This window comes from Edaphobacter sp. HDX4 (assembly GCF_036877565.1).
Taxonomy (GTDB): Bacteria; Acidobacteriota; Terriglobia; order Terriglobales; family Acidobacteriaceae; genus Edaphobacter.
Window position 1 is genome coordinate 49,555 of record NZ_JAEDXW010000018.1, and the last position, 18,715, is coordinate 68,269.

Here is an 18,715-nt window from a genome sequence, read left to right on the forward strand (position 1 = left end):
TCGGGGGTGGCGGCGCTGGTGTACCAGGTGCTGTGGGTGCGGCAGCTCTCGCTGGTGGTAGGGGTCGAGGTCTACTCGATTACGGTGGCTGTGAGCGCTTTCTTTGCCGGGCTGGGAGCGGGCGGCGCGGTGTTCGGGCGCATGGCCGATCGCGTGGCTTCTCCGGCAAAGCTATATGCGGCACTGGAGGTGGGGATTGCTTTACTGGCGGTCGCGGCGACGCTGGTGCTGCCGCACGCGGCGATGCCATTTGTATGGATGCGCGAGCATATGAGCGTGCTCGCGTGGCTGCTGCCGTTTGTGCTGGTGGGTGTGCCTGCGTTCGTCATGGGCGGCACGCTGCCGGTGGCGGTGCGCACTCTGCGCACGGATGACGGGGAAGCGGCTTCAGAGGGAGGGCTGCTGTATGCCGCGAACACGGTGGGCGGCATTGTTGGCGCGCTGGCGGCGAGTTTCGCGCTGATTCCCTGGTTTGGATTGCGTGGTGCGGCGCTTGCGGCCGCGGTGTTGAATCTTGCGGCGGCTGCCGTGGTGTGGGTGTTTGCAGGTCGCGAAGAGAATGTAACTCATTCAGGAGCAAATAACCTTTGGGCCTCTGCAACTCCGACTTTGCGCGATACGGAACGCGCGCACGGCGAGGCTGCTCCGTGGCTGCCGCTGGCGTTGTATGCCGCTGCCGGCGGGGTGGCGTTGGGCTACGAGGTGGTGTGGACGCAGGCGATCGGGCAGTTTGTAAGCACGAGGGCTTTTGCGTTTTCGATTGTGCTGGCGGTGTACCTGGCGGGACTGGCGATGGGGGCGTGGGTCGGATCTCGGGTGCTCAGCCATCTGCGCGATTCGTGGGGCGTGTTTGGGATGCTGATCGCGGGTGCGGGTCTGGTGGCGATGCTCGAGTTCGCGGCGCTGGGGCCGTGGGTGGTGCATGCGCAGTTTGCCGTAGGAGATCAGGTGTTGCACGCGACGGAGAGCCAGGGGGCGCACATGATAGCGAGCTTCGCGGTGGCAGGGCTGGGCATGGTCTTCGTCCCGACGATGCTGCTGGGCGCGGCGTTTCCCATGGCGCTGCGGCTGATCGTCGGCGCACGTGCCGTGGGGCGCGATGTGGGCCGCGTGGTGGCGGTGAACACGGCGGGCGGCATTGTGGGCACGCTGGTGGTGGGGTTTGCGCTGATTCCGGCGCTGGGGCTGGTGCGGACGTTGGCGCTGCTGGCGATTGGGGCGGCAGCGGTGGGACTGATCGCGGCGTTCTCGGGTTCGGGGCGTGCAGGCAAGTTTGTGGTGGCCGGTGCGGGGCTGGCGGTGATCGCGCTGGCGGTGGTGACTCCAGCGGACAAGCTGGCGAACCTACTGCTTGCGACGCGCGGCGGTGGGCAGCTGGTGTTCTACGAAGAAGGGCGCGGCGGGACGGTGGCGATCGCGCAGCAGCGGGCGAAGGACAACGTGTTTCGGCGGCTGTTTATCCAAGGCGTGTCGAACTCGGGCGATGCGATGCCTTCGATGCGGTATATGCGGCTGCAGGCGATGGTGCCGTTGCTGATCCATGAGGGCGAACCGAAGTCGGCAATGGTGGTGGGGTTTGGCACAGGAATTACGGCGGGGGAGACGCTGCGTTATCCCGGCCTCGAAAAGCGCGTGGTTGCGGAGTTGCTGCCTGCGGTGGTGCGCTCGGGGCAGATGTTTCCGGAAAACTACAATGCCTGGCACGACCCGAAGATGGAGATCCGTCTGCGGGACGGGCGACAGGAGTTGATGCGCAGCTCGGAGGTGTACGACATCATCACCCTGGAGCCGCCGCCGCCTTCGGCCGAGGGCGTGGCAAATCTGTACTCGACGGAGTTCTATAAGCTGGCGAGGAAGAGACTGGCACCGAAGGGGATTTTCGCGCAGTGGCTGCCGATTACGACGCAGAATGCGGAGCAGACGCGCGGACTGGTGCGGAGCTTTCTTGATGCATTTCCGTATGCCACGCTGTGGACGACGGAGCTGCACGAGATGCTGCTGGTGGGGTCAGACGCCCCGATACGCATTAATGCGCGCAGGGTGGAAGAGAGGTTCTCGCCGGATACGGTGGCGGCGAGCCTGAAGAGCGTCGGCATCGACTCGCCTGCGGCAATGTTGGCGACGTGGGTGACCGGGCGCGAGGGGCTGGAGAGATTTGCCGCGAGTGCGAAGCCGGTGACCGACGACAGGCCGCGGGTGGAGTACGGTCCGTGGGTGCATCCGGGGGAGATTACGTGGGTGCTGCCGGAGATGCTTGCCTTCAAGACAGATGTTCCGCTGGAGGGCGGCGGCGATGCTCTACGGGCCGAGGTCGAGCAGCGGCGCGCAGTGCTGATGGATTTTTACGCGGCGGGTCTGGCGGCATATGGCCGGGATGAGGCCGCATGGCGGCGGTCGATTGCGCGAGTGCAGGCGGCGGAGCCGGGGAATGCTTACTATGCGTGGGTGATTGGGCGGGATTAGTTCAGCAGAATCACTCACGTCCTGCGAAACCTATCTCTCTTCGGGACAGGGACATTGCATCCGCCGACAGGGCGGTGCAGGGCTTGTGGACAGGATTAGACGACGATCTTCATCAGCAGCTTGAGCACTTCCTTGAGAGGCATCACGGTGAGCAGGAGGGTGACCATGGGAAGCAAGGCGGTGATGACGAGCTGCAGCAGGGCTTTGGGATCGATGGGGATAGGCATCATGCCCTCGATGATCTCGTAGCTGCCCCCGAGATCGGCGAGCGACTGGATGTCGCCGGTGCCGAGGAGACGTTCGTGTTCGGGGTTATGGCCTTCGATCCACCGTTGATGAAAGGATCCGGTGTACGCGGTGGCGAGAGCGCCGTATTCATGGAGGCCGCGACGCTTCGTGACGAGCAGCTTCGGCGTAAAGACGACGAGCGGCAGGGCGGCGAGCAGCAGGGCAAAGACGACCCACACGCCAACAACGGGCGCGAAGTGCTGGAGTGGGGTGCCGCCGTAGACGACCTGGTTGGCGATGACGCCGGTGATGGAGCAGGAGTAGGCGAAGAGAAGAAGGCCGAAGAAGCGTTGCGCTTCGCCCACGAAACCGAGGCCGCCTGCTTCGTCGGGATGCGTCGGGAAGAGGCGGAGGTCGAGCTTGCTGACGGTGCCGAGGAAGCGGAACCAGAGAAAGATGCGCCAGCACCAGCGAAGAACAAGGAACTGCAGCAGAGGGACACAGATGAGGAGCTGCCACCATCCTGCGCCGGTGAACTGGAAGCTGCCATCGGGCATCTCCATGGAGTACCAGGTAGAAGTGTGGACGGTGAGATTCCTGTAAGTGATGAGTGTGACGGCGTAGGCGATGAAGAGAATCACGATCTCGGCGAGAACGGAGTCGCGGAGGCGCAGGCCCTTTTCGATCGCAGCGTCGAAGCGTTTGTAGTCTTTTGGCAGAACGAGGCCGGTGAGGAGAAACTGCTCGGCGGCCTCGGCGATACGGGGGGCGACGATGAGTTCGGCGAGCAGCAGAAGAGGGATGCCGAGCAGGAAGCGGGTGTAGGCGCTGAAGTCGTGCAGGAAGGGAATGCGGACGCTGCCAAGAGCAGTATCGCGAAAGAGGGTGAAGACGAGCAGCGGCAGCCAGGTGATGGCGGCAGCGATGACGGCACGGCGCTTGGTGAGAGGAGCGTTCTCCCGGACGATGCCGATGCGTCGCTCGATACGGTAGAACGGACCGCCCTGCATAAGCAGGAAGGGCGGTGCCTTTGGAATTTTGCTGGCGTCGGGCAGCACACCCGAGACTGGGACGGTATCGTTCCGTGCTTCCACGGTTCCCCCTTGGTTTTGCAGTTTATTTGCCCATCATCGCCTGCACGGCAGGGTCATCCTTGACGGCCTGGACGAGGGCAGCATGATCGAGGATGGTTTGATCCCCGTAGGACTCAGCGAAGATGGCAAGTGCGTCGTCCAGAACGGCAGAGCTGCCGCAGTATCCGGCGACGCGAGCGATATCGGTGGTTCGGGCGTGGGCGCGGGCGAGAAGAGCTCCGCAGACCCAGACGTAGAAGTTGAAGGCATCGCCGGTGAGCCATTCGACGGGGATGGAGCCTTTCATGTTCTTCATCTGGCGGACGAAGAAGGGACGGCCATCAATCTCGGTCCATCCAAGCATGACATCGGTAGAGGCCTGAAGACCGCGCTGCCCGATGACGATGCGCATGCCCTGGTGAGAGAATTCGCCACGGCCGTTGTGTTCGACGAAGGGGTAGAGGGCGGGGACGATGGCCTCTTTGACCTGGAGGAAGAGGGGGTCATTGTCGCCGTTGCCAAAGAGCAGGGCGAGGTAGGCGCGGTTGCCGACGCTGCCCACGCCAACGATGCGATGAGCAACGTCGGCGATGCGGTAGCGGGATAGCATAAACTTGCGTTCGCGGTGGAGGGTGCCGGCATAGTCGAAGAGCGCCTTCTCGACGGCGTTACGGGTAGCGTTGTCGACGTGGGTGAGGACGGGCGGGTCTTCGCGGAAGCGCCAGCGGCCGCCGACCTTTTCGGCTACCTTGGCGAGCAGGGAGAGGTTGGTCTGATGCGCGGCCTTGGCGACGGCCTTGGTCCAGACAGCGCGGGATTTGGGATCGATCTTCACCAGGGGATTCGCGCGGCCGGGGTAGGCGTGAAGGTACCAGGTCTCAAGCACGCCCATGGTCTGCAGCCGGTTGAGATTTGTGCGGTAGCCAAGAACGCATCGGCGGACGGCCTCGGCGCGCTCTCGGCGGTTGAGGCCATTCTCGCGTCCAGCCAGGTTGACGCTGGCGACGAGGCGCTTGAGGTCCCATTCCCAGGGGCCGATGACGGACTCGTCGAAGTCGTTCAGGTCGAAGATGACGTCACGTTGCGGGGTGCCGTAGAGGCCGAAGTTGTTGATGTGCGCATCGCCGTCGATGAGGGCCATAAGACCGGTGACAGGGGTGGGGGCGAGATCTTGCGCCATGACAGCAGCCGCCCCGCGATAGAAGGCGAAAGGCGAGGCGGCCATGCGGGCTAACCGCAGAGGAACATATTTCTCGAGGCGGCCTTTGTTGCCGGCCATGACGATCTCGACGACGCCGGGGAAGTCGGAGCGGCGGGCCCACTTGCCGTGGGCTTCGCGGGGAACCTTGTTGCGGAATGCCTTGCCGGCGTCGCGACGTTCAGCCAAAGGCCGGTCGCCGTGGAAGGCGATGAGGGGCTCGGGGGCAGTGGCTTTCGCCGTCCGCTTTGCGTAGGCTGGTTTTGAGTTGCGGGGAGAGGAGGTCTTCGCTAGTGCTTTCTTTGGCGTTGCCATTCGTACCCCGGCGTGGACGTTGGGTTCAGGTGCCGACTATCTTAGCTCACAACCAAACGACAAGCCTTAGCGCGATGGAACGACCAGCTCAATGGAACGACCAGCCTACCGTGGTCGAGCCGCCGACGTTGTTGCTGGGGGCGCCGACGACGGGCTGGTTGTCGTAGTTGTCGTAGAAGCTCATGCGGATGTAGAAATCGCCGAGGAATTTGTAGTAGACGTCCTGGTTGAGGGTGAAGCGGACGCGGCCGGGCGAGGTGATGCTGGGGTAGAGCCAGAAGGCGGTGTCGAAGGTGATGGACTCGAAGCGGAAGGTGGAGTAGTTGATGGCTAAGGCGGAGTCGATGGCATTGTTGCGGGCGGAGTTCTCAGCGCCTTCGCTGTCGCGCTCGGTGGTGAATGCGAGTCCGCCGACGGCGTTGAGGTTGCTGCGATTGGTGAACATCAAGCGCTTGTTGAGCGTAGCGCCGTACGTGGAACGCAGTGCGATCTGCTGCGCCGTGGAGGAGATAAAGTTGGCGATGCCGCCGTAGTACCAGTTTGAGCGCCTCAGCTCTTTATAGAGGGAAGTCTTGATGTTGGTTTCATTGGTGTCGTTGACCTGCTGCTGGCTGGTGAACTGCGAGTTGGAGTTGAGCGAAACGATGTACTTCTCTGACTGGTAGCCGAGGCCTCCCTGCAGGGAGAGGATCTTCTGGCTGTTGGATTGGGCAAAGCTGGTTCCGAAGTCGATGTTGCCGCGCATGCGCTTCCAGAAGTCTTCTCCTAGCTCTTCGACCTGCACTACTTCGACATTGGGCAGGCGCGTGGTATCGGAGCCGATAATCGTGAGGTCTTTCGTCTTCGGATCGTGCTGGATTTTGCCAGAGTAGATGTTGCCATGGGGATCGCTGACGACGAAGCCCTGTTTGCTCTCGACGTGGTCCACCTTCTCCCAGTCGAGGGCGATGGTGCTGTTTGTGTAGTCGGGCTTAATGTTGAGCTGGCCCTTTTCCAGGGATTTGATCTCGCAGGTGAACCTGTCGCCGTTCTTCATGATGACGACGTCCGTCTTGGGGCGGCCGGAGGCGCGGGCGAGTGGCGTCATCAAAAGCAGAAGCGGGGTAAGGATGCAGACAATGGGTGCCGGTCGTGCTGGTCCAGTCGGTACCGGCGGCGGCAAACGCGTCCGCGCCGAGAGGCAAAGGAGCGCAGGTACACCTGGCATCAAGAGACTCCCTAGTTCTGCCAAGACTACTAAAGCGATCGCATTAAACCTACGTGCTATAGTTACACACCAAGCCGGAAGCAAAGCCTTCTGCTCGAAAAACTGACCGTTGTTTCGATCCCAGCGTCTTTTCTAAGAAGTATACGAACAGGGACGATGTCCTCGACCGCATTGCTTTAGGGCCACGCACGATGACTCAGAAATCGGCAGCCAACTTTGGAGTTGGGTTTATGTCATTCGGCAGTTTCCGACGTCGGCAGACGTCATTGGTCGCATTGATCGTATCGTTGATCTTTGCAGGTCGAATCGAGGCGCAGCAGAACGGGCACTACCTCCAAGGCATTACGGGGCTGGACAACGGGTCGGGGGCTCCTCCGGGAGTGTATGTTGCGTACCTGCCCTATGTGAATGCGATTAACTCGTTCAAGGGGCCGAGCGGCCAGACGCTGCTGAACGCAGATTTGAACGTAGTCGCGCACAATGTGGCGTACCAGGTGACTACGCACAAGAAGATCCTCGGCGCCGAATACGGGATTGCGGTGATCATCCCGGTCGTCAATACGCGCGTCGCGTTCGATGCGTTGAACACAAACGTTCAGGAGGCGGGCGTCTCGGACCTCTACTTTGCGCCGGTGGTTCTAGGGTGGGAGAAGGGGAAGGCAAACTTCCTGGTCAACTATGGATTCTATGCACCGACGGGCGACTACGATCCTGCGAAGTCGCTGAACAAGGGTCTTGGCTTCTGGGAGCACCAGATCCAGGCAGGTATGAGCTACTCATTCGACAAGAAGAAGCTATGGAACGCCTCGGTGCTTTCGACGTGGGAGATCAATCAAAGCAAGACTGGGCAGGACCTGAAGGCCGGGCCGATGATGAACGTGGAGTACAGCCTGGGCCACAGGTTCGATCAGTACAAGATCAATCTCGGCGCGGCAGGGTATGTGTACCACAAGCTCTCGGAGGACTCGGGATCGGATGCCAGCATCCTCGGATCGCGAACTCTCGACCGCTCTTTCGGTATCGGGCCGGAGTTCAAATACACCAACCCGATGAAACACTTCGGCCTCAGCTTCCGTTATGAGAGGCAGTTTGCCGTGCAGTCCAAGACTCAAGGCGATGTGTATGCCATCGGGCTGACATGGCTGAATATCTTTCCTCCGTCGCACCACTAAGCAGAAGATCTCTGCGAACGAAGGAATAAGCGTATGATTTGCCCGCCCTGGAGCGAGTGCATGGCAGGGTGAAAGACCGGAGGAATGGCGATGTTGCTAGGTTTGTTGCGCAGGCTGGTAGCAGGACTTTCCGTTGCCTCCCTTATAGGGCCATCCACAGCAGTCACCGCCCAGACGGCAGCAACCGCGCCAGCGACTTCCGCCGCGCCAGCACCTATAACCCGGCAGCCGGAGAGCGATCCGGGATGGCCGCGGCAGATCGCAAAGAACGGAGTGACGCTGGTCTACTACCAGCCGCAGGTCGACAGCTGGGACGACTACAAGGTGGTGAAGGCGCGGATGGCGTTCTCGCTGACGCCCTCGGCGGGTGCGAAGCCCGCGCTCGGCGTGGTGTCGATGGAGGCGGGAACAACCGTGGACCAGGAGACACGGACGGTCTACCTGCATGACCTGAAGTACACCAGCGTGCGTTTCTCAGGTGTGGAGGCTACGCAGGAGAAACAGCTCGAAGTAACCTTTCGAGCGACGGCGCCTAGTGAACCGGAGCCGATTGCGCTGGACCGCCTGATGGCCGATGTGACGGCGGGGCAAACGCCGTATAAGACAGCGGCGGATCTGAAGAATGATCCGCCGCACATCTTTTACAGCGACTCGCCCGCGGTGTTGCTGATGGTCGAAGGGAAGCCGGTGCTGACGCCGATCGAGAAGACGGACCTGCAGTTTGTGGTGAACACGAACTGGGATCTCTTCTTCGAGAAGTCAAAGGGCGACTACTACCTTCTGGTGAACAATCTCTGGATGACGTCGAAGAACCCGGGGGGGCCATGGGTGGCGACGAAGACACTGCCGAAGGACATGGCGAAGCTGCCGGCGGGAGAGAATTTCGACGAGGTGAAGAAGTTCGTACCTCCGCAGGGGACGGATGCGGCGCCGCACATCTTCTACAGTCAGACGCCGGCGGAGCTTCTACAGCTGCGCGGGGCACCGGTGTATACGCGGGTTGCGGGGACGCGGCTGCTCTATGTGACCAACACGGACAACGATATCTTCCTCGATGACTCCGCGAAGCTGTACTACGTGCTGCTGTCGGGGCGATGGTTCAGCGGCACCACGTTGAACGGGCCGTGGACGTATGCGAGCGACAGGTTGCCGCAGGACTTTACAAAGATCCCGGAGGAGTCGGAGAAGGGGCGCGTATTGGCATCGGTGCCCGGGACGATCCAAGCGGCGGACGCAGTGATGCTGGCGCAGATTCCAACGACGGTGACGGTGAACCGTGCCGAGGTCGAGGCGAAGGCGAAGGTGACCTATGATGGCCCGCCGCAGTTCAAGCCGATCGAGCCGACGAGTTTGCAGTATGCAACAAATACGCAGGACAAGGTGATCAAGGACGGCGACCTCTACTATCTGTGCTTCCAGGGGGTGTGGTTCATGTCGCGTTCGCCGAACGGGCCGTGGAAGACGGCGGACTCGGTGCCAAAGGAGATCTACACGATTCCTCCAAGCTCTCCGGTGTACAACGTGACGTACGTGACGCAGACGAACCCGACGGCGACGACGGTAGAGTCGAGCACGACGGCGGGCTACTTCGGGATGTTTATCCTGGGCGCGGCGGTGGGCGCTGCGATCGTGTATGGGTCGGGATGGTACTACCCGCCATACATCTACTGGGGAGGACCGTATCCGATCTATCGTCCTTGGCCAATGACGTACGGCGCGGGGTATGTCTACAACCCTTGGAACGGCGGGTGGGCCGGGGGCCGCGCGGTGTATGGGCCCTATGGAGCGGCGGGCAGCTCGGCGTGGTACAACCCGGCGACAGGGCGTTACGGTCGATCGGCGAGCGTGCAGGGATGGTATGGCGGCCGGACGGTGGCCTCGGCGTACAACCCGTGGACGGGCGGATATGCCGCCACCTCGCAGGGGCATAATGCCTATTCGCAGTGGGGCTCGTCTGTCGCCTCGCGTAACGGCAACTGGGTACAGTCGGGGCATGTGACGACGGCCAACGGGACGGCTGCGGGCTATCGCACGTCGACCGGGCAGCATGGCACAGCCTATCGAGGAGCCAATGGCACGGTGGTACGCGGCGCGAATAACACGTACGCGGGCAATGACGGCAATGTCTATCGCAAGGACGGGAACGGAAGCTGGAGCCAGTACAACAACGGAAACTGGAACACGGTGGACACTTCGGCAGCCAAGCAGCAGGCGCAGCAGAAGCTCAACACGAACCATCCGAATGCGCAGCAGAACGTGCAGACCTATAAGCAGAATCATCCCAGTGCGGGGCAGAATGTACAGAACGCCGGCGGTAACCTGGGCACCGAGACGCGTGCACCGTCGCTGTACGGCAATGGGACGATGCAGGGGCTGGACCGCTCAAGCGCGGCGCGACAGCGTGGGCAGATGCAGTCGGGACGGTTCCAGAACTTTCATCGTGGCGGCGGGGGCGGGAGATTCCACCGGTAGGCAAGGAAACGAGTTGAGGTTATGGCGAAGGCGAAGGTTTCGGTGAAGAAAGCTCCGACGACGAAGACGCCGTTGATTGTGGGGCTGGTACTGGTGGCGGCGGTGGCGGCCGCGGTGGTGGTGGTGAAGCGGCCGGGCGGGGCGAAGATCGGGCCGGCGGCGGCACAGAGCGGCACGGACCCTGGCGTGGCCGCGACGGCGAATACACCGTCTGCGCCTGCTTCGAGTACGCCTGCGCCGATGGACCACGACGGGATGCATCACGAGTCGATGCCCGCGGAGAACAAAGTGGTCTTCGGGCCTACGGTGGCGAATGCGGCGGCTGCTCCGATGAAGGCCCCGTCGGGGATGGCGTGGATCTCTGGCGGGGAGTTCTCGATGGGGGCGCAGGAGCCTGCGGGAATGGACATGAATGATGTCGGCATGAAGGCGACGCTGGACTCGCGTCCGGTGCATCGCGTGTATGTCGATGGATTCTTCATGGATAGGACGGACGTGACGAACGCGGAGTTCGAGAGATTTGTGAAGGCGACAGGATATGTGACGGTGGCCGAACGCAAGCCCAGGCCGGAGGACTATCCAGGCGCGCCGCCTGAGAACCTAGTGGCGGGGTCGGTGGTCTTCTCGCCACCGGACCACCCGGTGCCGCTGAATGACTATTTCCAGTGGTGGACCTATGTGCCGGGCGCGAACTGGCGGCATCCGCAGGGCCCGAAATCGAGCATTGCGGGCAAGGGCAACTACCCTGTGGTTCAGGTGGCGTATGAGGATGCGCAGGCGTACGCGAAGTGGGCGGGCAAGCGCCTGCCGACCGAGGCGGAGTGGGAGTTTGCGGCGCGCGGGGGACTTGCGGGCAAGCCGTATGTGTGGGGAGACGAGTTCAAGCCAAAGGGCAAGTTCATGGCGAACACGTACGAGGGGCACTTTCCCGATACGGATACCGCGGAGGACGGCTACATGGGGGAGGCACCGGTGGGGCACTATGCCGCCAACGGCTATGGCCTGTATGACATGGCCGGAAACGTCTGGCAGTGGACGGCAGACTGGTATCGTCCGGACTACTACAAGCAGCTGAACGCAATGGGGGTGGCGCGCAATCCGCATGGACCGAACACCGCGTGGGACCCTTCGGAGCCGGGAAACCACAAGAAGAAGGTGCATCGCGGTGGGTCGTACCTGTGCACGGATCAATACTGCTCGCGGTACATGGTGGGCACACGGGGCAAGGGCGATGTGGACACCGGCACAAATCACCTTGGGTTTCGATGCGTTAAAGAGGCGGGAGCGAACGCTGCCGCGACGGCAGCAAAGGGCGGCATGACTTCGGGACAATAACAACTTCAGAGAGGGAGAAGGAATGTTAATGCGATCGAAGGGGCTGATGGCGGCGGCGGTCGGAGTCGGTTTGCTGTTGACCGGGTGCGAGAAGGCGCCCCACACGAAGGCGATCAGGGAGGCTGTGAGCACCGATCCCTTACCGTCGTGGAACGAGGGACCGACGAAGAAGGCAATCATCGACTTCGTGAGCCAGGTGACGAAGGAGGGTGGGCCGAACTTCGTGCCGGAGGGCGACCGCATAGCCACCTTCGACAACGATGGCACGTTGTGGGTGGAGCAGCCGAACTACACCGAGGCGATCTTCACTTTAGAGCGTGTGCAGCAGATGGCACCCGATCATCCGGAGTGGAAGACGAAGCAGCCGTTCGCGGCGGTGCTGAACCACGACGCGAAGGCGATGGCAGCCAGCGGGGAGAAGGGGCTGATGCAGCTCCTGGTGGTGACGCATACGGGAATGACGACGGAGGACTTTGGCAAGACGGTGACGGCGTGGATTGGAGTGGCGCAGCATCCGCGGTTCAAGCGGCCGTACACGCAATGCATCTACCAGCCGATGGTGGAGGTGCTGAAGTACATGCGGTCGAACGGCTTCAAAACGTTCATCGTCTCAGGCGGCGAGCAGGAGTTCATGCGTCCGTGGACGGACAAGACCTACGGCATCCCGCGCGAGCAGGTTGTGGGTTCGCAGATCAAGACGGAGTTCAAAGAAGGCATGCTGATGCGTTTGCCGCAAGTGGACTCGATCGACGACGGGCCGGGGAAACCTGTGAATATCGGTAGGTTTATCGGCAAGCGTCCGATCGCGGCGTTTGGCAACTCAGACGGAGACCAGCAGATGCTGGAGTATGCGGCGGCGGGGCCGGGGGCACGCTTGGCGGTGCTGGTGCATCACACGGACGCAGACCGCGAGTATGCCTACGATCGCGAGTCGAAGATAGGAAGGCTGGCCAAGGCCCTAGATGAGGCGAAGGCGAAGCAGTGGGTCGTGATCGATATGAAGGCGGATTGGAAGAATGTCTTTCCCGCTGTTGCACCGTAAGTCGTATTCTTCGAACGAAACAGGCGAGCGCGACAGCGAGTTGATGTATGGGGCTTCACTCTTCCGAAACGCTTCACGTTCAACACTCGCTCCGAAACGTGCTCAAGCCTGACCTCTGGACGAATGATGGCTGGTGTGTTATCGGCGCGATATTGTAGTCCGAGTCCGGCATAGGCAGCTCAGCCGGTTCTGGCTTCGCGCGAAAGTGTTCGCGATCTTCTGTTTATCCTCGCGCCGACCGTATCGACCACACACCGGAAGCACCTCCGCCTTTGACTTTCCACTCTCTAAGATGCGAGATGTCGAGGGGAGATTATTCCGTCACCCTCTGACCGTCGATTCCGCCCGCCACGCCCACCCTACTAACAACAGAGCAATTTCTTCTGCGCTCCACGCTTGAGCAAGGAAACCAAGCCTTTCTGAGGAGCGCTGCTCCTGGCGCGCACAAGGCGATGGAAAAAGCTGCGTGCAGCTCCAGGTATTCGCTATCACTCCGCCTGTCAGACAAAACACTTGCTCGGGGATGAGAACGATTAACAAACGAGCGTTGGTTCGCTGTCGAGTTTAGCCTTTTAAAATGTGGCCCGCTCTTCCAGCTTTCGGCGTGAACGCTCCAGCTCTTCAGCAATGAGCTTTTCGTTGGGCAGAACTGTCTGAAACTCGGCGGCGAGTACCTTGTTGGGAAGGTTGTCGAGTGCATAGTGTGCCTCAGCCGCACCCCTTTCCGCACAAAGAATAAGGCCGATCGGGGGATTCTCTCCTGGCTTCATCCAGTGCTCTCGGGCGTAATTAAGATAGAGGTGCATCTGGCCAGCGTCAGCGTAGCTGAACTTGCCGACCTTCAAATCAACAATAAGGAGACAGCGGAGGCGGCGGTGAAAGAAGATCAAGTCAATGCGAAACCAAGTGTCATCAATGCGAAGCCTTCGTTGGCGGCCGAGGAAGGTGAAGTCGTCTCCCAATTCCAACATGAAATCAGTGAGGTGCTTGATCAGCGACTCCTCCATATCTGACTCCGAGTATTCATCCTTGAGATCGAGGAACTCGAGGACAAACGGATCCTTGATCGCCTCTTCCGGGCTAGCGACATCGCTTGACTGGGTGGTTTCGGCCTTTCCAACATCGCTGCCTTATTCTTTGACAAGGCTATTCTTTCGTAGAATAGGCTACTAATTTGACGATCAAGTTGTCGAACGGACCAGCCAGCACGCAGAGCTTCCGCCTCGTAGAAGACGCGTGCCTCGGGATTCTTGACAGAAATCAGTCGAACGTAAGCTGACCAGGGTAACGGGAACTGCTTAGCCAGTTCGGGCAAGGCAACAGATTTTGCAGACGGTGTCTGCAAAATCTTCCCCGGTGGCCAGGCGATGAAAAAGGCACGCATTTGCATGAGATTGCGCCACCCAAATCCCCTACCAAAACGCGGTGTAAGGTCAGCAGCCAACCTCTGGATCAGTGCCTCTCCGTACTCTGCGCGTTGCTGTCCAGCCTGCTCCGAATCAACAATTCTTCGGCCGATCTCCCAATAGGTCGCAGTCATCAATGCGTTTAAGGTGCGGACCGAAGCAGCACGAGCTGTGCCAAGGAGCTCAACGATCCCTTCATGGATGTCTGTATAGTTTTCCGGAAGAAGAGGACCGATATTCATTGCAATAACCTATTCTCCTCCATATACCGTTCTCAGAATGAAAACCTCAGCGGTCAGCTCGGGACCATTCACAATCCCAAATTATCATTCACCGCCACAACGATCTCCTGATCCGACCCCAGGTACCGCTCCGTCGTCTGGATCGAAGAGTGCCCCAGCAGAAACTTGATCTGCTCAAGGTCCCCGCCGCTCTTGCGGCACAGCTTGGCGCAGGTACGGCGGAGATCATGGGCTCCAAAGCGTTCGATTCCGATCTGCTTCGATGACTGTTCAACTACGGACCAGACAGCCCAGTCGCTCAGACTGTCTCCGATCTTTCCGCCTTTGGAGATCGAACGAAGCAGTCTGCCGTCTTCGATGCCGGCCGCGGTCCTCCAGGCATTGATCCCCTTCATTACCCAGATTGGAATGGCGACGGTACGAACGCGTCTTCCCTTCCCTTCGAGATCAGCCAAGACCCAGCGACCCTCCCGCTGCTGGACGATCTCGACATCGAGAGTGGCCAGCTCGTTTCGCCGGAGGGCGCAGCCGACGAGCAGCGCCAGGATCACATAGTCGCGCTTGCCTTTGAGGATCGAGCGATTGGGTATGGCCAGGAGCTCCTTGGCCTGCTCCCGGGTCAGCCAGTTCCCCAGGCGAGTTCCCCTCTGGCTGATGTTGGGAACATCGGTCAGATTAGCCGCTTCTTCTTTTCCGATGACGCCCGCACGCCTGGCCTCCTCGACCATCTTCCGCATCGCCGACAGCCAGACATTAATAGTAGACGGGGAGAGCGACTCCATCGACGCCCTCCACTCCAGCAGCAGCTCGCGGGAGAGAGGTCGGCTGGCAGAGAACCGGAAGAGCTCATCCAGAGCTTTGGCGTAGTTCCGCCGGCTGTGGGAGGAAGAGACCGAGTCTAGTACCCTCTTCCGCAGCAAAAGCTGGGCCGGGGTAAGGACCAGAGGCTCCCCTTCCCTGCTTTCCGAGGGCGGAGGCGCCAAAATGAGCTCGTTGGCCATGAAACCATGATACCTACGACAATTGACATTGTCGTTTGGTCATCAGACAGAAACGAAAGGGTTAAGCAAGGCAGCAACCGAAGGTGCGGCGAGACTGAGCGCGCTCACTGTGTAAGCCGCTGGAAGCTTTCCCTAAATCGCTAAGTTCTTCACCACCGCCCATACCCCTGTAGTCGTCGGCGCCGCCGAGCTGGGAATGTTCGGGCTCTTCTGGTGGGTCATGTTCGTTCTTCTTACCATTCGGGATGCATCCGTCTGTTCCGGATCAAAGAAGCTGCAGTCTGTGGGAAGAAGACGAATTCTATTATTATGATCGAGGCCTTGGGAGTGAGGCGAGAGCCTGCGGCGCGGCTTGACTGGCCGGGAACCGGAACTGCGTCCGCTAGGAGAATGGAGGACTCGCCTGTTCTGCTGGAAGATGTGTCCTGGCCCGACTACAAAAGCAAGACCCCGCTGCACCTCACGACGGAGTTGGACGAGCCACAACCTCTACCTGCAGAAGAGATCGAACGAATCGCACGGCTCATGCTGGTCTCAATCGTGGGTTACTTCGTCGCGGGATGGGTTCCTATCGCGCGCCTACATCATGACGCTGTTCATCTACGGGGGAATGGGTTCAGGTGATCTATTCCATGGCCATGGCCGGAAGATTGCGCTCCAAGGATGAAAGCTTTCAAGATCATCCAATACTCTGCGCTCTGATCCGTTGGACTGATGTTTGTCGCCTACATCATGGAAAACCCAGAGTATGGCCAGCGGCGAACAGCGCAATCGGAACTGAACCTGTTAGGAAGTACAGGGACGCCTTCGTATCTTCGTGACGTTTTACTTTCCGTTTAGTGGCGACTCTAGAAACTGAATCGACTTTCGGTTAGCCCGTCTCAGAAGCTACTCGACTGCGCAGAAAAACGCCGCCTAGCCTTCGGCCTTATTGGTGGAGGGCAGTGCCGATCGCACCGTCCACCTCATTTGCACTTTGGACAGCAGCCTCGGTGGGCCACTAGTTGTTTGTGCGCTCGAACCAGTGACCGTCTCCGCAGGCAAGCTCTCACCCTCGCGTCCTCGACTAGGATTCAAGCATCCATACTTCAGATTGATATAGCGACCGATGTGCGCCACAATGTGCGAAAGGAGTGATGCTTTCCACCCAGAAGCCGAGACGCTTCCGGCGGCGCGCACTCTTCCGTATTGTCATTTGTAGACCTTGCACTCCCATGCAGAGAACGTTTGAGGAGAATGCTCGTCGTGTACACCTCGGTTCCGCGCAGTCAAATCGCTGACACATTGGGCCACCTCCGAGGCCTATTCCGGGACGTCACGCCATCGAGTGACCAAGAGCGTCGCGCCCAAGAGCGGCGGGAAGTGGTCACCAAGAACCTACTTTCGAATCTGTCTCGGATCAAAGCGCATCCTACGCTCAATACGGTTCTCGAAGTTGCGGATACGTTCTCGCTGACCCTCGATGGAGCACATCGCGTCTTTGGTTACGACCTGGAAGAGCTCCGGAGATACGACTTCCGCTTGAATAGCGGACGTACCCGGATCATTGAGTCCTATCCCTTTGAACGCGACCTTCTCGTGGAACTGCCGTTAGAGCTTGGAAACCATGAGGCGTTTGCGAGGAATGCGGTCCTTCATGAGCTCGTTTCTGAATGGCAAACGCATGTTCCGATTCGCGCATTGGAAGGAGAGGAATGGCAACGGCCGGGTACGTTCTATATTCAGGTGGGGACGGAAGATAGTCTTGGGAGCAGTCTTCCGCCCGGAGCCATCGCGATGGTTGAACCCATCGGTGATGAAGAGCGACGGCATCCAGATCCACGATCGATCTATCTGCTTCAATTTGGCAATGGATATCGGGTCAGTCATTGCGTTGTGACGCATGCCAAGCTTTTGTTGTTAGTTCCGGAACGAACCTACACCGGCCCGCAGGAGTTTCCATATCCAGGTGGTGTTCGGATCGCGGGAAGAATACGCATGTTTGCGCTTGCTCTCCCAATGCCTGATTATGCATTACTAGGCCCGCTGCCCTCTGGACCGTACGGCGCACCCTTGATCCTGCCCTGGGAACATACGTCGATGGATCGACTCTTCGCCGCCAAACACGACCGATTTCAGCGGTCGAGAGAAGACGTATCGCGTGTCCGCGAAACACTGGAGGCGGTATTCCACACGAAGATCAGCGGCCGAACCGAACGGCGCTATCGCCACCCCACCCCATCACAGCCTCATGTTGATGCACTCATGCAGCTCGCATTGGCGAACGTGGCACGATATACGGACTCCCTGCGGGGGCGCCGTCCCCCTCCTTCCGATCAGGACCGATACTCTCTGGACACGCTTCTCCGAGCGCGCCATCTGAAAGACCTGTCCGATCTGTCACACCGTGCAGTTCCTCCCGTCCCAAGAGAGCGCTGGACAGCGCTGCGAAAGGATTTTGTCGAGTGGCCGCTTCTCTTGTCCATGAAATTTCCGCAGCTGCGATCCTGGGATAACCGGATCATTCGGCTACCGCGGGGCGGCGCAATCCCTGGCATCGATCCCTCGATCCGGCCGGGATCGCTCCTGCTGATCGAAAATGTAAGCGGTATACCGGAGTTGCAAACGCAGACCAGGAAGACCGGTTGGAGTCGCCCAATCTACGCACTTCGCAGAGGTGCAGAGATTTTCTGCGGCTATCTGCAGCGCGAAGGAAATCGGTATGCCCTCCGGCCCAAGTCAGATGGCGACAGTCAAGCGATCACATTCTCGCAGAACGAACTCTCTCAGCTGCACCTCGTCTCGGGAGTCGCTGTGCCAGTGTAGGTGGTCGTCGCGTTTCGTGATTCTATTGGCATCCGGTGTAACTTTGGCCAGCAGGAGCGCGCACCACCGCGAGCGAGAATCGCTGATCTGCGGATCAACTCCTGCAACTGCAACAGGCGAGAGTAAGTTTGGCCAAGACATACGATTGTTCCTCGTATGATGCTTCCTTCAGGCTAAGCTCTTCTCCACGATCGAGACCACATGAGAGTTCCGATAGCGGGAGAAGCATGATGCCGAACGAATGCCCTCACCTTCATACAGCAGCCAATCAAGACGGTGCTGCCATTCTCGACGTTGAACGGGGTGTCATTTCGACCCTCAATCGGACGGGTGCCTACGTGTGGCAAAGAATCGAACGTGGAGAGACGATCGAAACCATCGCCTCACATCTGGCACGCGAAACCGGCCAAGAGCTTGAGACCGTCGAGCGCGATGTTCGCGACTTCTTTGAAGCGCTCAATCGGAAACACAACCTCGGTAGCTGACGAAGAGCATGGACATGACAGTACAGGATACCGTTGTTGAGAGTCTCGAGTACCGCGTTATCGCGGTGCTTCCTGCGTCGCACATGGTGCTTGCCCTCGACGCCCATGGCTGTTACCGATTGCCGTCTGTTCGGATTCCACAGCACACGCGACCGGCACAGCAACTACAAAAGGCGCTTCGCTCCAGATGGAAGCTTCATGCCTTCGTTGTCGATTTTCTTCCGTCCCGGAATGGATATCCGTACTATGCCGTTGTAGAACTTCTTGTGCC

14 protein-coding genes are annotated in these 18,715 nt (G+C 59.9%); 8 read left to right on the forward strand and 6 right to left on the reverse strand.

Annotated features, from left to right (window positions below; genetic code table 11):
• Positions 1–18: 18 nt before the first annotated feature.
• Positions 19–2,463, forward strand: a complete 2,445-nt coding sequence (locus JAO29_RS16650; protein WP_334269439.1) for a fused MFS/spermidine synthase — start codon at positions 19–21, stop codon at positions 2,461–2,463.
• Positions 2,464–2,558: 95 nt separating this feature from the next.
• Here JAO29_RS16650 and JAO29_RS16655 read toward each other — a convergent pair whose 3' ends face one another.
• The 3 genes from JAO29_RS16655 to JAO29_RS16665 all read right to left on the reverse strand — a co-directional run bounded on the left by JAO29_RS16655 (position 2,559) and on the right by JAO29_RS16665 (position 6,484).
• Complete coding sequence (locus JAO29_RS16655; RefSeq protein ID WP_334269380.1) at positions 2,559–3,785, reverse strand: hypothetical protein; 1,227 nt, start codon at positions 3,783–3,785, stop codon at positions 2,559–2,561.
• 22 nt (positions 3,786–3,807) lie between these two features.
• The gene (locus JAO29_RS16660; RefSeq protein WP_334269381.1) at positions 3,808–5,277 is read right to left on the reverse strand and encodes a DUF2252 domain-containing protein; all 1,470 of its coding nucleotides are present in this window, start codon (positions 5,275–5,277) and stop codon (positions 3,808–3,810) included.
• Between the two features lie 88 nt (positions 5,278–5,365).
• The gene (locus JAO29_RS16665; RefSeq protein WP_334269382.1) at positions 5,366–6,484 is read right to left on the reverse strand and encodes a DUF481 domain-containing protein; all 1,119 of its coding nucleotides are present in this window, start codon (positions 6,482–6,484) and stop codon (positions 5,366–5,368) included.
• 230 nt (positions 6,485–6,714) lie between these two features.
• On the opposite strand from JAO29_RS16665, the gene JAO29_RS16670 reads away from it, so the two are divergent.
• The 4 genes from JAO29_RS16670 to JAO29_RS16685 all read left to right on the forward strand — a co-directional run bounded on the left by JAO29_RS16670 (position 6,715) and on the right by JAO29_RS16685 (position 12,505).
• Positions 6,715–7,656 carry a SphA family protein gene (locus JAO29_RS16670; RefSeq protein ID WP_334269383.1) on the forward strand — a complete coding sequence of 314 codons (942 nt, stop codon included), beginning with the start codon at positions 6,715–6,717 and terminating at the stop codon, positions 7,654–7,656.
• 84 nt (positions 7,657–7,740) lie between these two features.
• Complete coding sequence (locus JAO29_RS16675) at positions 7,741–10,128, forward strand: hypothetical protein (RefSeq protein WP_334269384.1); 2,388 nt, start codon at positions 7,741–7,743, stop codon at positions 10,126–10,128.
• Positions 10,129–10,149: 21 nt separating this feature from the next.
• Entirely contained in the window at positions 10,150–11,463 is a 1,314-nt protein-coding gene (locus tag JAO29_RS16680) for a formylglycine-generating enzyme family protein (RefSeq protein ID WP_334269385.1), read from the forward strand.
• A gap of 28 nt (positions 11,464–11,491) precedes the next feature.
• Complete coding sequence (locus tag JAO29_RS16685; protein ID WP_334269386.1) at positions 11,492–12,505, forward strand: HAD family hydrolase; 1,014 nt, start codon at positions 11,492–11,494, stop codon at positions 12,503–12,505.
• Between the two features lie 572 nt (positions 12,506–13,077).
• Here JAO29_RS16685 and JAO29_RS16690 read toward each other — a convergent pair.
• The 3 genes from JAO29_RS16690 to JAO29_RS16700 form a co-directional block, all read right to left on the reverse strand.
• Positions 13,078–13,572: a PDDEXK nuclease domain-containing protein gene (locus tag JAO29_RS16690; RefSeq protein WP_334269440.1), complete on the reverse strand. Its 495-nt coding sequence runs from the start codon at positions 13,570–13,572 to the stop codon at positions 13,078–13,080.
• Positions 13,497–14,153: a DUF1016 N-terminal domain-containing protein gene (locus tag JAO29_RS16695; RefSeq protein WP_334269387.1), complete on the reverse strand. Its 657-nt coding sequence runs from the start codon at positions 14,151–14,153 to the stop codon at positions 13,497–13,499. Before JAO29_RS16695 ends, JAO29_RS16690 begins: the two co-directional genes overlap by 76 nt.
• A 68-nt stretch (positions 14,154–14,221) precedes the next feature.
• On the reverse strand, positions 14,222–15,154 hold the full coding sequence (locus JAO29_RS16700) for a tyrosine-type recombinase/integrase (RefSeq protein WP_334269388.1): 933 nt from the start codon (positions 15,152–15,154) through the stop codon (positions 14,222–14,224).
• Between the two features lie 309 nt (positions 15,155–15,463).
• Between JAO29_RS16700 and JAO29_RS16705 the strand changes: the two genes are divergently transcribed.
• The 3 genes from JAO29_RS16705 (at position 15,464) to JAO29_RS16715 (ending at position 18,444) form a co-directional block, all read left to right on the forward strand.
• Positions 15,464–15,778, forward strand: coding sequence for a hypothetical protein (locus tag JAO29_RS16705; protein ID WP_334269389.1), 315 nt, complete (start codon positions 15,464–15,466; stop codon positions 15,776–15,778).
• Between the two features lie 738 nt (positions 15,779–16,516).
• Positions 16,517–17,959, forward strand: a complete 1,443-nt coding sequence (locus JAO29_RS16710; RefSeq protein WP_334269390.1) for a hypothetical protein — start codon at positions 16,517–16,519, stop codon at positions 17,957–17,959.
• A gap of 227 nt (positions 17,960–18,186) precedes the next feature.
• The gene (locus JAO29_RS16715; protein WP_334269391.1) at positions 18,187–18,444 is read left to right on the forward strand and encodes a PqqD family protein; all 258 of its coding nucleotides are present in this window, start codon (positions 18,187–18,189) and stop codon (positions 18,442–18,444) included.
• Positions 18,445–18,715: the final 271 nt, after the last annotated feature.

Coding starts and splice junctions, on each gene's coding strand:
- JAO29_RS16685 (WP_334269386.1), top strand. CDS start 11,492: ATGCGATCGAAGGGGCTGATGGCGGCGGCGGTCGGAGTCGGTTTGCTG.
- JAO29_RS16660 (WP_334269381.1), bottom strand. CDS start 5,277: ATGGCAACGCCAAAGAAAGCACTAGCGAAGACCTCCTCTCCCCGCAAC.
- JAO29_RS16670 (WP_334269383.1), top strand. CDS start 6,715: ATGTCATTCGGCAGTTTCCGACGTCGGCAGACGTCATTGGTCGCATTG.
- JAO29_RS16665 (WP_334269382.1), bottom strand. CDS start 6,484: ATGCCAGGTGTACCTGCGCTCCTTTGCCTCTCGGCGCGGACGCGTTTG.
- JAO29_RS16695 (WP_334269387.1), bottom strand. CDS start 14,153: ATGAATATCGGTCCTCTTCTTCCGGAAAACTATACAGACATCCATGAA.
- JAO29_RS16700 (WP_334269388.1), bottom strand. CDS start 15,154: ATGGCCAACGAGCTCATTTTGGCGCCTCCGCCCTCGGAAAGCAGGGAA.
- JAO29_RS16680 (WP_334269385.1), top strand. CDS start 10,150: ATGGCGAAGGCGAAGGTTTCGGTGAAGAAAGCTCCGACGACGAAGACG.
- JAO29_RS16715 (WP_334269391.1), top strand. CDS start 18,187: ATGATGCCGAACGAATGCCCTCACCTTCATACAGCAGCCAATCAAGAC.
- JAO29_RS16705 (WP_334269389.1), top strand. CDS start 15,464: ATGATCGAGGCCTTGGGAGTGAGGCGAGAGCCTGCGGCGCGGCTTGAC.
- JAO29_RS16675 (WP_334269384.1), top strand. CDS start 7,741: ATGGCGATGTTGCTAGGTTTGTTGCGCAGGCTGGTAGCAGGACTTTCC.